The sequence below is a fragment of the Variovorax sp. W1I1 genome (genome assembly GCF_030815625.1).
Classification (GTDB): Bacteria; Pseudomonadota; Gammaproteobacteria; order Burkholderiales; family Burkholderiaceae_C; genus Variovorax; species Variovorax paradoxus_C.
On sequence record NZ_JAUSWZ010000001.1, the window covers coordinates 5,690,269 to 5,702,902 of the forward strand.

A 12,634-nucleotide genomic window follows, 5' to 3' on the forward strand; every position below is an offset into this window, starting at 1 on the left:
TTAAGCGCCTTCCCCGACGAGGTTGAGCTCTTGACCCGGCTTGAGCGTCACATAGGCCTTGCGAACGTTGTCGCGGCGGCCGATGGACTTGCCAAAGCGCTTGGTCTTGCCCTTGGTGTTGAGCACCGACACGCCCTGGACTTCGACCTTGAACATCAGTTCGACAGCGGCCTTGATCTCGGGCTTGGTGGCGTCTTGCAGCACCTTGAAAGTGACAGCGTTCGACTTCTCGCCGACCATCGTGGCCTTTTCGGACACGATCGGGGCGACCAGCACCGCCATCAGGCGGCCTTCTTCGAACGTACGTTCAGCGGCGGTAGGGTTCACGCGGCTCATGCGAACATCTCCTTGAGCTTGTCGACGGCACCCTTGGTGACCAGCACCTTCTTGTAGTGAACCAGCGACACCGGATCGGCGTAACGGGGTTCGACCACGAGGATGTTGACCAGATTGCGCGAGGCAAGGTACAGGTTTTCGTCGACTTCTTCGGCGATCACGAGCACGGACTCGAGATTCATTGCCTTGAAACGGGCTGCCAGCGGCTTCGTCTTGGGCGAATCCACGGTCAGCGAATCCACCACGGCCAGACGGCCTTCGCGAGCGAGCTGCGAGAAGATGGCAGCCATGCCGGCGCGGTACATCTTCTTGTTGATCTTCTGCGAGAAGTTTTCGTCAGGCATGTTCGGGAAAATCCGGCCACCCCCGCGCCACAGCGGCGAGGACGTCATACCGGCACGGGCGCGGCCCGTTCCCTTTTGCTTGAAAGGCTTCTTGGTCGAGTGCTTGACCTGTTCGCGGTCCTTCTGGGCGCGCGTGCCTTGGCGGGCGTTGGCCTGGAATGCAACGACGATCTGGTGAACCAGGTCTTCGTTGTAGTCGCGGCCGAACACGGTCTCGGGGGCGTCGTACTTCGACGCGGCCTGGCCTTGTTCGTTCAGGAGTTCGAGTTGCATTACTTCGCTCCTTCAGCCGCTTGCGGCTTGGCCTTGATGGCGGGACGCACGGTGACAAAGCCACCCTTCGAACCCGGGATCGCGCCCTTGATGAGCAGCAGTTGACGCGCTTCGTCGATGCGGAACACGTCGAGGTTTTGCGTGGTCTTGGTCACATCGCCGAGGTGGCCCGTCATGCGCTTGCCGGGGAACACGCGACCGGGGTCTTGTGCCATGCCGATCGAGCCGGGAACGTTGTGCGAACGGCTGTTACCGTGCGACGCGCGTTGCGAGCTCATGTTGTGGCGCTTGATCGTGCCTGCGAAGCCCTTGCCGATGGAAGTGCCTTGCACGTCCACCTTCTGGCCCACGGAAAACACGCTGCCCGCTGCGATCACGCCGCCAGCCTTGTGCTGGCCTGCGGTTTCTGCGGTAACGCGGAATTCCTGGATGATTTCACCAGCTTCGACACCCGCCTTGGCGAGGTGGCCGGCTTCAGGCTTGGTCACGCGCGATGCTTTGCGCGAACCGAACGTCACCTGCAGGGCGACGTAGCCATCGGTCTCTTGGGACTTGATCTGGGTCACACGGTTGTTGGACACATCCACCACCGTGACAGGAACTGCGTCCCCGTCATCGGTGAAGAGACGCATCATCCCCACCTTGCGGCCCAGCAACCCGAGGGAGTTGCTCAGACTCATTTGTTTTCTCCAAAAATGGAAGCTCCCTTCGCCGCTGCCACTTCAATTGGCGACAGCGTTTGGCCGAATCCCTGAAGGTTTCCGGCCTGCGGAAGGAGGTTGATAAATCTCTGCTCGAACTGCATCCCTACGGACGCACCAAGGGCAGAGCCAGCGATTATAGCCCGCGATGCGGGAGCCGTGCAAGCGGTGTTGCGGGCGGGATTCTCAGGGGCGATACGCCCTTTTTTGCCCGTTTTCTGCCTACTTGGCAGGCATCGTGATGATGTTTTCCCCGTCCGGCGTGGACTTCAGTTCGCCGGAGGACTTCAGGACCGGGGCCGCAGCGCCGGTCTGGATGGGGATCGAAATGGCGCTCATGGCGCCCTTTTGCGTGATGAAGACATTGAGGTAGGCAAGCCCTTCCCGTTCACTCACCACGGTGACAGTCGCCGACGTGCGGCCGGCCATCGGCAGCGCCAGCGTGTCGCTGCCCGAAATCTTCAGCCCGGCGTCGGCTGTGAAGCGCACTGTCGCGCCGTCTGGGTCCGTCACATCGCCGAACTCCAACACCACCGGGGTACCGCGCCCCACTTGCGGTACAGCATCGAGCCGGAACCGCAGCGTCACGCCGGAGTCATTCGGCTTGCGCGCTGCGGCTGTCATGGACGCCTCGCGATGTGAAGTGGACTTGGCATGGCGCGCACCCGGCATGCCGTCGGCCAGGGCCGGCACCGAAAAACCGGCGATTGCAAGCCAGGCCAGGGAAATCATCGAACGTGGTCGGATGCTCATGACGGCCTTCCCTACTGAATGGTGACGTTGAAGCATGTCGATGCCCCGAAATTGTTGAGATCGCTGACAGCCAGAACGTAATCGCCCGCCCCCAGGCTGACCTTGCTGCCCGATCGGGCGACCAGGCCGCCCCGGAAGATGTTGAAGTCGGGGTTGGCCCCTATGGGACCGCCGTTCACCGTGAACTGATAGTCGCGATTGGCGGGCGCATTGAATCGAAGATACGCAAAGCTGCCAAGCTTGTTGCCGCGGCCCGCGACGTTGGAGACACAGGCCTGAGTCGGCGCGCCGCCCACGGTTGCCGTCCGATACATCGGCTGCACCACGTTCGGGACCGTCGGCGACCCACCGTTGTTCGCTTCGGTGTCGCCATAGGGATCATTGGCAGTCGTGCTGATGTTCTGGCTGCCGAGCAGGCCAGCCAGTACGGAAGCACTGCTCGGCACGGTCGTGTTGAACGCCGCAGTGAAAGGATGGATCGACGAGACCGGCGCGCCGCCTCTGAAAAGAATGCCTGTCATCGTGTCGTGGATGGGCTTGAAACCGACCTGCTGATTCAGATTCCAGAAGATCGCTTGGATCGAACCTTCCCGGTACCACCCCGGATTGGTCGCCGGCCCCACCGAGAGATTCACGTTGCCGCCCTTTGCCTGTTGGGCTTCCTTCGAATCCACATAGTTGTTCCGCCCGAGCGCAATGCCCGACCAGCCATTGCCCCATCCCTCGGAAAACGCGAGCCGCCGATCGACCCGATCGTCCAGCGAGTGGGCACCGCCTGGCGAGTCATCGCGGCTGAAGGCCGATTGATAGTAGTGACCCCATTCGTGGGCAATCACAGGTGCATCGAACTCATCGGTGTCCACATCCTCCCGGCCGAGAACATAGATCTCGCGGCCCGTGCTCCGGTTGATGAAGAAGGTGCTGCCAATGTCTCCGGCCGCGACGCTCCCGCCAGCCGGCTTGTTGTTGGGACTCCAGAACACACGCAGCACTGGGAACGCCGTTGACGGCGCTACCGACAACACCTTTTGCATTGCCGTGTAGACCGTGTCGAGCACGGCAAACGGCGCAGCTACGCGTTGGCTCGTGTAGCTCGAGCCACCCCAGCCGGTGTCGGCGCGCAGATCGCGCGTCAGCGCGGTGGCGCCAGACGAAAACGCCGATGACTGCATGGAGTAAAGGGCATTGCTCTGAGTGTTGTCGCGAACGCTCACGTCCCAACTCGGAAAGGAGCCGGTGCGGGTCAGTTGCGCTCTCACCCGCACGACGATCGCCGTGTTTGCCGGCACGGCCACCGAGTACGCCCCGCTGTCGTCGGTGGTGGTCACGGCGAGCTGCGCGGAAGAGGTTGCATCGAGCACCTCCAACGTCGCACCGCGCACTGGCTTGACGGAGGTCGCGGAATAGACAAGGGGCCCATTCGTATTCGGAACGGATTCATAGGTGGCCTTGCCGGTCAGGGCGACCGAATTGCCTATCGGAAGAATCGGGAATCCCCCACCACCGCCTCCACCCCCACCACCGCCGCAGCCCGCCAGCAGTACAGCGGCAACGCACGCCGCGCCCAACGCAAAGGAGAACTTGTGACTCATAGCTGTGCTGCCCTCGTTTCAGCCGCGGCCGATGCTTGAAAGAATTACCGGTGCGAGAGGATGCCATAGCCGCACCGCAAAAAACAAAGCCCGCCTGCATTTCTGCAGGCGGGCTTCGTCAAAACGCGACGCTGGGAGCTCTTGCTGCTTACTGCAGCTTGATCTCGACGTCCACGCCGGCCGGCAGGTCGAGCTTCATCAGCGCGTCCACGGTCTTGTCGGTCGGGTCGACGATGTCCATCAGGCGCTGGTGCGTGCGGATTTCGAGCTGGTCGCGCGACGTCTTGTTGACGTGCGGCGAACGCAGGATGTCGAAACGCTTCATGCGGGTCGGCAGGGGCACGGGGCCCTTGACGATCGCGCCGGTGCGCTTGGCGGTGTCAACGATTTCGGCAGCCGATTGGTCGATCAGCTTGTAGTCGAACGCCTTCAGGCGGATGCGGATTTTTTGCTTGGTAGCCATGGTGATGTTTCCTTTGCGTCCGGCTTAGATGTCGAGGATCTTTGCCACGACGCCCGAACCCACGGTACGGCCGCCTTCACGGATGGCGAAGCGCAGGCCTTCTTCCATCGCGATCGGGTTGATCAGCTTGACGGTGATGCTGACGTTGTCGCCAGGCATGACCATTTCCTTGTCCTTGGGCAACTCGATCGCGCCGGTCACGTCCGTCGTGCGGAAGTAGAACTGCGGGCGGTAGTTGTTGAAGAACGGCGTGTGACGGCCACCTTCGTCCTTGGACAGCACATACACCTCGGCGGTGAAGTGCACGTGCGGCTTGATCGAGCCGGGCTTGCACAGCACTTGGCCGCGCTCGACTTCTTCGCGCTTGGTGCCGCGCAGCAGCACGCCAACGTTGTCGCCAGCTTGGCCTTGGTCCAGCAGCTTGCGGAACATTTCCACGCCGGTGCAGGTCGTCTTGACGGTCGGGCGGATGCCGACGATCTCGATTTCTTCACCGACCTTGATCACGCCGCGCTCGACAGCGCCGGTCACCACGGTGCCGCGACCCGAGATCGAGAACACGTCTTCCACGGGCATCAGGAACGTGCCGTCCACGGCGCGCTCGGGCGTCGGGATGTACGTGTCCAGCGCTTCAGCCAGCTTCATGATGGCTTCTTCGCCCAGCTTGCCCTTGTCGCCTTCCAGGGCGAGCTTGGCCGAGCCGTGGATGATCGGGGTGTCGTCGCCGGGGAATTCGTACTTGTCCAGCAGCTCGCGCACTTCCATTTCGACCAGCTCGAGCAGCTCGGCGTCGTCGACCATGTCGCACTTGTTCAGGAAAACGATGATGTAGCCCACGCCCACCTGGCGAGCCAGCAGGATGTGTTCACGGGTCTGGGGCATCGGGCCATCAGCGGCCGAGCACACCAGAATGGCGCCATCCATTTGAGCGGCGCCGGTGATCATGTTCTTCACATAGTCGGCGTGGCCGGGGCAGTCGACGTGAGCGTAGTGGCGGTTGGCCGTTTCGTACTCGACGTGCGCGGTGTTGATCGTGATGCCGCGGGCCTTTTCTTCGGGCGCTGCGTCGATCTGGTCGTAAGCCTTGGCTTCGCCACCGAACTTGGCCGACAGAACGGTTGCAATCGCAGCCGTCAGCGTCGTCTTGCCGTGGTCAACGTGACCGATCGTGCCCACGTTCACGTGCGGCTTGGTGCGGGTGAATTTACCTTTTGCCATTTTTCAATCCTTGAAAGAGCATTCCCGTGTATTGGTTTTATGTCTGCACCCGATTGCTGGTTCGCCTCGCACGGGAACGTGGCGGCACCGGATCGCAGACAACGAAGGCCACGCACTGCGTGGCCTTGCATTCTTCAAAAACTTACTTTGCGCGAGCAGCCACGATGGCTTCAGCAACGTTGCGCGGAGCTTCAGCGTAGTGCTTGAACTCCATCGTGTACGTGGCGCGGCCTTGCGACATCGAACGCAGCGTCGTCGAGTAGCCGAACATTTCCGACAGCGGCACTTCGGCCTTGATGGACTTGCCGCCACCGATCATGTCATCCATGCCCTGCACCATGCCGCGACGCGAGGACAGGTCGCCCATCACGTTGCCGGCGTAGTCTTCAGGCGTTTCGACTTCCACGGCCATCATCGGCTCCAGGATCACGGGGCTGGCCTTGCGGGCGCCTTCCTTGAAACCGAAGATCGCGGCCATCTTGAACGCCATTTCGTTCGAGTCCACGTCGTGGTACGAGCCGAAGTGCAGCGTGACCTTGACGTCCACGACGGGGTAGCCCGCCAGCACGCCTTGCGTCAGCGCTTCGACAACGCCCTTTTCCACTGCGGGGATGTATTCGCGAGGAACCACACCGCCCTTGATGGCGTCGACGAACTCGAAGCCCTTGCCCGCTTCCTGCGGCTCGAGCTTCAGGATGACGTGACCGTACTGGCCCTTGCCGCCCGACTGGCGAACGAACTTGCCTTCGGCATCTTCGACGGTCTTGCGGATCGTTTCGCGGTAGGCAACCTGGGGCTTGCCCACGTTGGCTTCCACGCCGAATTCGCGCTTCATGCGGTCCACGATGATTTCAAGGTGGAGCTCGCCCATGCCGGCGATGATGGTCTGGCCCGATTCTTCGTCGGTCTTGACGCGGAACGACGGATCTTCCTGAGCGAGACGCTGCAGGGCGATGCCCATCTTTTCTTGGTCGGCCTTGGTCTTGGGCTCAACGGCCTGCGAGATCACCGATTCCGGGAACACCATGCGCTCGAGCGTCACGACGGCTGCCGGGTCGCACAGGGTTTCGCCCGTGGTGACTTCCTTCAGGCCCACGCAGGCAGCGATGTCGCCGGCGCGGATTTCGTTGACTTCTTCGCGGTTGTTCGCGTGCATCTGCACGATACGGCCGATACGTTCCTTCTTGCCGCGCACCGGGTTGTAGACGCTGTCGCCCTTGGTCAGCACGCCAGAGTAGACGCGCACGAAGGTCAATTGGCCCACGAACGGGTCGGTCATCAGCTTGAATGCCAGAGCCGAGAACTTCTCGCCGTCGTCAGCCTTGCGGGTGACGGGGGCTTCGTCTTCGTCGGTGCCGTTGACCGGGGGAATGTCGGTCGGTGCGGGCATGTATTCGACGACGGCGTCGAGCATGGCCTGCACGCCCTTGTTCTTGAAGGCCGAGCCGCACAGCATCGGCTGGATTTCGCCGGCGATGGTGCGCTGACGGATGGCAGCCTTGATTTCTTCCTCGGAAAGCTCGCCGCCTTCGAGGTACTTGTTCATCAGCTCTTCGCTGGCTTCGGCAGCGGCTTCGACCAGCTTTTCGCGGTATTCGGCGCAGACAGCAGCCAGGTTCGCGGGGATTTCACCGTAGGTGAAGGTCACGCCCTTGTCTTCGTCCCAGATGATCGCCTTCATCTTCACGAGGTCGACGATGCCCTGGAAGTGCTCTTCGGCACCGATCGGGATCTGGATCACGACGGGGTTGGCCTTCAGGCGGTCCACCATCATCTGGCGCACGCGCAGGAAGTCGGCGCCGGTGCGGTCCATCTTGTTGACGAACGCGAGACGCGGAACCTTGTACTTGTTGGCTTGGCGCCAGACGGTTTCGGACTGGGGCTGCACGCCGCCGACCGCGTCGTACACCATGACAGCGCCGTCCAGCACGCGCATCGAGCGCTCGACTTCAATGGTGAAGTCCACGTGGCCGGGGGTGTCGATGATGTTGATGCGGTGTTCTTCGAACTTGCCAGCCATGCCCTTCCAGAAGCAGGTGGTGGCAGCCGAGGTGATCGTGATGCCACGCTCTTGCTCTTGCTCCATCCAGTCCATCGTGGCGGCGCCATCGTGCACTTCACCGATCTTGTGGTTCACACCGGTGTAGAACAGGATGCGCTCGGTCGTCGTGGTCTTGCCGGCGTCGATGTGCGCGGAGATGCCGATGTTGCGGTAGCGCTCGATGGGGGTCTTGCGGGACATGATTTACTTTCGGTTAAATGCGTTGAGCGCTGGGCCTTGAGCATGGGCGACGTCGCCCGACACTCAATACCCAACGCCCAAGCGAAGTTTGATTTTTAGAAGCGGAAGTGGCTGAAAGCGCGGTTGGCTTCTGCCATGCGGTGCACTTCGTCGCGCTTCTTCATGGCGCCGCCGCGGCCTTCCGTGGCTTCCATGAGTTCGTTGGCCAGACGCAGGGCCATCGACTTTTCACCGCGCTTGCGAGCGGCTTCCTTGATCCAGCGCATCGACAGGGCGAGGCGACGGACGGGACGGACTTCGACCGGCACCTGGTAGTTCGCACCACCGACGCGGCGCGACTTCACTTCGACCATCGGCTTCACGTTGTTGATGGCAACGGTGAAAGCTTCGAGCGGGTCCTTGTCAGGGTTCTTCTTTTCGATGAAGTCGAGCGCGCCATAAATGATGCGCTCGGCGATCGCCTTCTTGCCGCCTTCCATGATCACGTTCATGAATTTCGACAGCTCGACATTGCCGTACTTGGGATCCGGCAGGATTTCACGTTTGGGGACTTCGCGACGACGTGGCATTTTTCTAACCTCTTTGCTTCAGTTGGCACCGTTTCCGGTACCGCGAGAGCCAGTCAGGACTCTCACTTACTCGACCCGGGATTGGGTCACTTCGTTCGATGTGCCCGCCAAGGCAACCGAACACCGTTTGTTTTTGACGACAGGAAAAAGGCTTAAGCCTTCTTGGGACGCTTCGCGCCGTACTTGGAGCGCGACTGCTTGCGGTCTTTCACGCCTTGCAAGTCGAGCGAACCGCGCACGATGTGGTAACGAACACCGGGCAAGTCCTTGACACGACCGCCGCGAACCAGCACGACGCTGTGTTCCTGCAGGTTGTGGCCTTCGCCGCCGATGTAGGAGATGACTTCGAAGCCATTGGTCAGACGGACCTTGGCAACTTTACGAAGCGCCGAGTTGGGCTTCTTAGGCGTCGTGGTGTAGACGCGGGTGCAGACACCGCGACGTTGCGGCGAGTTCTGCATGGCAGGGCTCTTCGAATTGATCTTTTCGACCGTTCGACCCTGACGCACCAGTTGATTGATGGTTGGCATGAATGAATTAGTCCCAAAACAACCCGGCCCTGGTGGTGAAACCGCCCCTGGTCGTGACTCAGAGAAGCCGGGAATAACGAAAACGTGAAACCCTTCGGAAAATTCCGAAAAGCCCACGAGTATAGCAGGCAGGCTTGAAACGGCAAGGTCAGGCGCAGCCCGCGCCCGCCTTGCCCCGCCCTCTTACTTGATCCAGAGGCGGACGGCATCCCAAGCGCGGCCGAAGATGCCCGCCTGCTCGACCGCTTCCAGGGCCACCAGCGGCACGTCGGCCACCGGCTGGTCGTCCAGCGTCACCTTGAGGGAGCCCACGGCCTGGTACTTGGTGAACGGCGCCACCAGCGGGTCGGGACGCGCCACCTGGGTCTTGATCTTGCTGGCGGAGCCGGCGGGGACCGCAACGACGATGGCTTCCGGGCGACCCAGCTTCAGCACGTTTTCCTTGCCCTTCCAGACCGCGGGCGTGGCGGCCGGCTGGCCGGCGTCGAACAGGCGGACGGCGTCGTAGGCCGTGTAGCCCCAGTTCAGCAGCTTCTGCGATTCATTGGCGCGCACGGTCTCGCTCGAGGCACCCAGCACGATTGACAGCAGGCGGCGGCCGCCGGTCAGGTTCGGGAAATCGCGTTTGGCGGTGGCGATCATGCAGTAGCCGGCGGCTTCGGTATGGCCAGTCTTCAGGCCGTCGACGGTCGGATCGCGGAACAGCAGCAGGTTGCGGTTCGTGTCGTTGGTCGACGGCGTGCCCGGGTAGCGGTACTTCTTGATGGCGTAGTACTTGGCTTCCTCAGGGAAATCGCGCACCAGTCGGGTCGCCAGGATGCTCAGGTCGCGCGCCGTGGTGGTGTGGCCGGGCGCGGTGAGGCCCTCGGGATTCTTGTAGCTGGTGTTCTTCATGCCCAGCGCCTTGGCCTGGGCATTCATGAGCTCGACGAAATGCTCGACCGTCCCGCCCACACCTTCGGCCAGCGCCACCGTGGCGTCGTTGCCCGATTGCACGATCAAGCCCTTGATCAGGTCTTCGACCGGCACCTGCATCTTCGGATCGATGAACATGCGGGAGCCCGGCATCTTCCAGGCGCGCGGACTGACCGGGAAGGTCTGGGTCAGCGTGATCTTCTTGGCGCGCAGCGCGTCGAACACGATGTAGGCCGACATCAGCTTGGTGAGCGAGGCCGGCTCCACCGGGCTGTCGATGTCCTTCTGCGCAAGGATCTGGTTGGCGGTCACGTCCAGCAGCAGGTAGCTGCGCGCGGCGACTTCGGGCGGTGCCGGCACCTGGGCGACGGCGATCACGCCGACCGAGGCAGCGGCGGTCAGCACCAGTGCGCGGAGCGCATTGAAAAAACGATTCATGGGGAGGATGAGAAGAGACGAAAACAAGCCCGTGAGGCTTTCATTCAATGCCCGCGCGGAGGTGGCGGGCAACCAAACTTTTGAGCAGCGGCAATTGTCCGTGAAAGAAATGGCCGCCCCCGGGAATAACCGTGACAGGAAGTGACTGCGGCCGCGCCCACTCCATCACGGCGGCCAACGGCACGGTGTCGTCGGCTTCGCCGTGGACCACCAGCATGCGATCGTGGGCTTCGACGGGCAGCGTGGCGACGGTGTTGCGCGCGGCAGCCGTGCCGACCAGAACGACCTGCTGGATGTCGCGCGCGGCCCAGAGCTTTTCGGCAGCGCCGCAGGCAACGAAAGCGCCGAACGAGAAACCGGCAATGGCCAGGGGACCTTCGGGCGCCAACTGGCCGACGACATTCAGCATGTCTTCCAGCTCGCCGCGCCCTTCGTCGTGCACGCCTTCGCTGGCGCCGACGCCGCGAAAGTTGAAGCGCACCGTCGTCCAGCCGCACGACACGAAAGCGCGCGCCAGGGTCTGCACGACCTTGTTGTCCATCGTGCCGCCGAACAGCGGGTGCGGATGGGAGATCACAGCGACGCCGCGCGGGGTGCCGGCAGGTTGGTCGCGCTGCACCTCGATTGCGCCGGCAGCGCCCTGGAGGCTGATCTTTTCGGTCTGGGAGTTCATGGCAAGGTGGGTGAGCGGGCCGGCAGCGCCGGTCGGGAGCACGGTACGAGCGAAGCGTCCGCGGGAAAGTTCAGCGTCCGACGTCGGCGGGCAGCAGGAGCCGCTCGACGACCTCGCCTTTCTTCAGGTGCGACTCGACGATCTCGTCGATGTCGTCGGCATCGACGAAGGTGTACCAGACGGCTTCGGGGTACACCACCGCCACGGGCCCGCCAGCGCAGCGGTCCAGGCAGCCCGCCTTGTTGACCCGCACCTTGCCGGGCCCGGAGAGCCCCGCTTCTTTCACCTTCGCCTTGCAGCGATCGAAGCCTTCCTGTGCGTTGTGCATGACACAGGAGTCTTCGCCGTTCTTGCGTTCGTTGAGGCAGAAGAAGATGTGGCGGCCGTAGTAGCCGGACGGCGCGGCAGAAGTAGAACTGGGCATCGGTCGATTTTAGTGACCGCGGCCTCGCGCCCGGGGCTACGCCGCGAGCCGCCCCCGGCGCGACAGGGCTGCCACCACGTACGCCAGCACCGCGAACGGCCAGATCCATCCCAACCACTGGGCCAACCCATGGAAGCGGATGAAGCGCCCCTGCTCCCAGGTGGCCAGGGTCTGCGCGAAGTACGCGCTCTCGGGTGCCTGGTTCAACAGGCTCAACTGGAGCACGAGCCCCACCAGCAGCAGGGCCGCACACAGCCGGCGCGGCGCGGCCACAAGCAGCACGCCAGCAACGAGCGCAGCCGCCATGCCGACCTGGACGGGAAGATCCAGCCACGCCCAGGCGTGGGCGGGCCCGTAGCTCAGGGCCGCTGACAGCGCCGAGGCGGCAAAACCCGCCAGAAAGATCAGCGGGAGCAGCACCGCGCGCTGGACCACCGTGCGTGCCACCAGATAGCCCAACAGGCACGGCACCAGTGCGCCAAGCATCACGCACAGCAACTCCACCGCCGGCACCAGCGGCTCGAGCTCGAACTGGCGCACAGGCAACCAGTCGATGAAGGGCGTGTCGAGCAGCCATTCGGAAATCGCGACCTCCAGCCGCTCGAACACCTGGCCCAGCCCGAAGGTGACGGCGGCGGGGAACAGCAAGGCAAACGGCCAGAGCGCCAGCAGCACGAGGGCACCGCGCGAATCCTCGATGAACCATTGCGAGCGCGCCCTGCCCCAATGGGCCACCGCCCCCAGCCGCTCGAGCCCCACCGCCAGCACGGCACCGATGACCGCGCCGGCCGTGTTCAGTCCCAGGTCGACGTTGGAAGGAATGCGCACGGGCAGGTAGCTCTGCAGCGTCTCCATCGCGAAGGCGATCGCCGCGCCGGCCACGCTGGCTCGCAGCACCGCGCCGCCGACACCTGCAGTTCGGCGCGTGCGCAGCACCGCCAGGGCGCACAGGAAGCCGAAGGGTACGTAGCCCCCGACATTGATTGCGAAGTCGAAACCCGTCCAGTACTTGGGCCACGGCGCTGATAGATAGGCCCAGGGCGCAATGCCCTGGTCGCGCCAGTCGGCAAAGGGATAGAGGCTGGCGTAGACGATCAACGCCGCATAGGCGAGCGCGAGGGGAAGCGCGGCGGACTTGTGCGGCTTCTCCACCGTGTCCATCG

14 protein-coding genes are annotated in these 12,634 nt (G+C 63.0%); all 14 read right to left on the reverse strand.

The features are described from left to right. The gene (gene rplW / locus QFZ83_RS26445) at window positions 1-336 is read right to left on the reverse strand and encodes a 50S ribosomal protein L23 (protein WP_007838129.1); all 336 of its coding nucleotides are present in this window, start codon (window positions 334-336) and stop codon (window positions 1-3) included. Then, window positions 333-953, reverse strand: a complete 621-nt coding sequence (gene rplD, locus QFZ83_RS26450) for a 50S ribosomal protein L4 (RefSeq protein WP_013543942.1) — start codon at window positions 951-953, stop codon at window positions 333-335. Before rplD ends, rplW begins: the two co-directional genes overlap by 4 nt. Continuing rightward, on the reverse strand, window positions 953-1,633 hold the full coding sequence (rplC, locus tag QFZ83_RS26455; protein ID WP_013543943.1) for a 50S ribosomal protein L3: 681 nt from the start codon (window positions 1,631-1,633) through the stop codon (window positions 953-955). The genes rplD and rplC overlap by 1 nt, the downstream gene beginning before the upstream one ends. Before the next feature lie 243 nt (window positions 1,634-1,876). Beyond that, window positions 1,877-2,407, reverse strand: a complete 531-nt coding sequence (locus tag QFZ83_RS26460; RefSeq protein ID WP_307511304.1) for a hypothetical protein — start codon at window positions 2,405-2,407, stop codon at window positions 1,877-1,879. An 11-nt stretch (window positions 2,408-2,418) separates the two neighbouring features. Beyond that, entirely contained in the window at window positions 2,419-3,999 is a 1,581-nt protein-coding gene (locus tag QFZ83_RS26465) for a hypothetical protein (protein WP_307511305.1), read from the reverse strand. A 148-nt stretch (window positions 4,000-4,147) separates the two neighbouring features. Next, window positions 4,148-4,462: a 30S ribosomal protein S10 gene (gene rpsJ / locus QFZ83_RS26470; protein WP_007838118.1), complete on the reverse strand. Its 315-nt coding sequence runs from the start codon at window positions 4,460-4,462 to the stop codon at window positions 4,148-4,150. 24 nt (window positions 4,463-4,486) lie between these two features. After that, window positions 4,487-5,680 carry an elongation factor Tu gene (gene tuf, locus QFZ83_RS26475; RefSeq protein WP_013539103.1) on the reverse strand — a complete coding sequence of 398 codons (1,194 nt, stop codon included), beginning with the start codon at window positions 5,678-5,680 and terminating at the stop codon, window positions 4,487-4,489. Between the two features lie 142 nt (window positions 5,681-5,822). After that, complete coding sequence (fusA, locus tag QFZ83_RS26480; RefSeq protein ID WP_307511308.1) at window positions 5,823-7,922, reverse strand: elongation factor G; 2,100 nt, start codon at window positions 7,920-7,922, stop codon at window positions 5,823-5,825. A gap of 95 nt (window positions 7,923-8,017) precedes the next feature. Next, entirely contained in the window at window positions 8,018-8,491 is a 474-nt protein-coding gene (gene rpsG, locus QFZ83_RS26485) for a 30S ribosomal protein S7 (RefSeq protein WP_013543947.1), read from the reverse strand. A gap of 152 nt (window positions 8,492-8,643) precedes the next feature. Beyond that, window positions 8,644-9,021: a 30S ribosomal protein S12 gene (gene rpsL / locus QFZ83_RS26490; RefSeq protein ID WP_013543948.1), complete on the reverse strand. Its 378-nt coding sequence runs from the start codon at window positions 9,019-9,021 to the stop codon at window positions 8,644-8,646. Between the two features lie 183 nt (window positions 9,022-9,204). Beyond that, window positions 9,205-10,374, reverse strand: coding sequence for a D-alanyl-D-alanine carboxypeptidase family protein (locus QFZ83_RS26495; RefSeq protein WP_307511309.1), 1,170 nt, complete (start codon window positions 10,372-10,374; stop codon window positions 9,205-9,207). A gap of 40 nt (window positions 10,375-10,414) precedes the next feature. Further along, window positions 10,415-11,047 carry an alpha/beta hydrolase gene (locus QFZ83_RS26500; protein ID WP_307511310.1) on the reverse strand — a complete coding sequence of 211 codons (633 nt, stop codon included), beginning with the start codon at window positions 11,045-11,047 and terminating at the stop codon, window positions 10,415-10,417. A 70-nt stretch (window positions 11,048-11,117) separates the two neighbouring features. After that, on the reverse strand, window positions 11,118-11,471 hold the full coding sequence (locus tag QFZ83_RS26505) for a ferredoxin (protein WP_307511311.1): 354 nt from the start codon (window positions 11,469-11,471) through the stop codon (window positions 11,118-11,120). Between the two features lie 36 nt (window positions 11,472-11,507). Further along, on the reverse strand, window positions 11,508-12,632 hold the full coding sequence (locus tag QFZ83_RS26510; protein ID WP_307511313.1) for a VanZ family protein: 1,125 nt from the start codon (window positions 12,630-12,632) through the stop codon (window positions 11,508-11,510). Window positions 12,633-12,634 lie beyond the last annotated feature (2 nt).

What these genes read in the sequence shown, in the direction of transcription:
- rplW (WP_007838129.1), bottom strand. Translation starts at nt 336, where the DNA reads ATGAGCCGCGTGAACCCTACCGCCGCTGAACGTACGTTCGAAGAAGGC.
- rplD (WP_013543942.1), bottom strand. Translation starts at nt 953, where the DNA reads ATGCAACTCGAACTCCTGAACGAACAAGGCCAGGCCGCGTCGAAGTAC.
- rplC (WP_013543943.1), bottom strand. Translation starts at nt 1,633, where the DNA reads ATGAGTCTGAGCAACTCCCTCGGGTTGCTGGGCCGCAAGGTGGGGATG.
- QFZ83_RS26460 (WP_307511304.1), bottom strand. Translation starts at nt 2,407, where the DNA reads ATGAGCATCCGACCACGTTCGATGATTTCCCTGGCCTGGCTTGCAATC.
- QFZ83_RS26465 (WP_307511305.1), bottom strand. Translation starts at nt 3,999, where the DNA reads ATGAGTCACAAGTTCTCCTTTGCGTTGGGCGCGGCGTGCGTTGCCGCT.
- rpsJ (WP_007838118.1), bottom strand. Translation starts at nt 4,462, where the DNA reads ATGGCTACCAAGCAAAAAATCCGCATCCGCCTGAAGGCGTTCGACTAC.
- tuf (WP_013539103.1), bottom strand. Translation starts at nt 5,680, where the DNA reads ATGGCAAAAGGTAAATTCACCCGCACCAAGCCGCACGTGAACGTGGGC.
- fusA (WP_307511308.1), bottom strand. Translation starts at nt 7,922, where the DNA reads ATGTCCCGCAAGACCCCCATCGAGCGCTACCGCAACATCGGCATCTCC.
- rpsG (WP_013543947.1), bottom strand. Translation starts at nt 8,491, where the DNA reads ATGCCACGTCGTCGCGAAGTCCCCAAACGTGAAATCCTGCCGGATCCC.
- rpsL (WP_013543948.1), bottom strand. Translation starts at nt 9,021, where the DNA reads ATGCCAACCATCAATCAACTGGTGCGTCAGGGTCGAACGGTCGAAAAG.
- QFZ83_RS26495 (WP_307511309.1), bottom strand. Translation starts at nt 10,374, where the DNA reads ATGAATCGTTTTTTCAATGCGCTCCGCGCACTGGTGCTGACCGCCGCT.
- QFZ83_RS26500 (WP_307511310.1), bottom strand. Translation starts at nt 11,047, where the DNA reads ATGAACTCCCAGACCGAAAAGATCAGCCTCCAGGGCGCTGCCGGCGCA.
- QFZ83_RS26505 (WP_307511311.1), bottom strand. Translation starts at nt 11,471, where the DNA reads ATGCCCAGTTCTACTTCTGCCGCGCCGTCCGGCTACTACGGCCGCCAC.
- QFZ83_RS26510 (WP_307511313.1), bottom strand. Translation starts at nt 12,632, where the DNA reads ATGGACACGGTGGAGAAGCCGCACAAGTCCGCCGCGCTTCCCCTCGCG.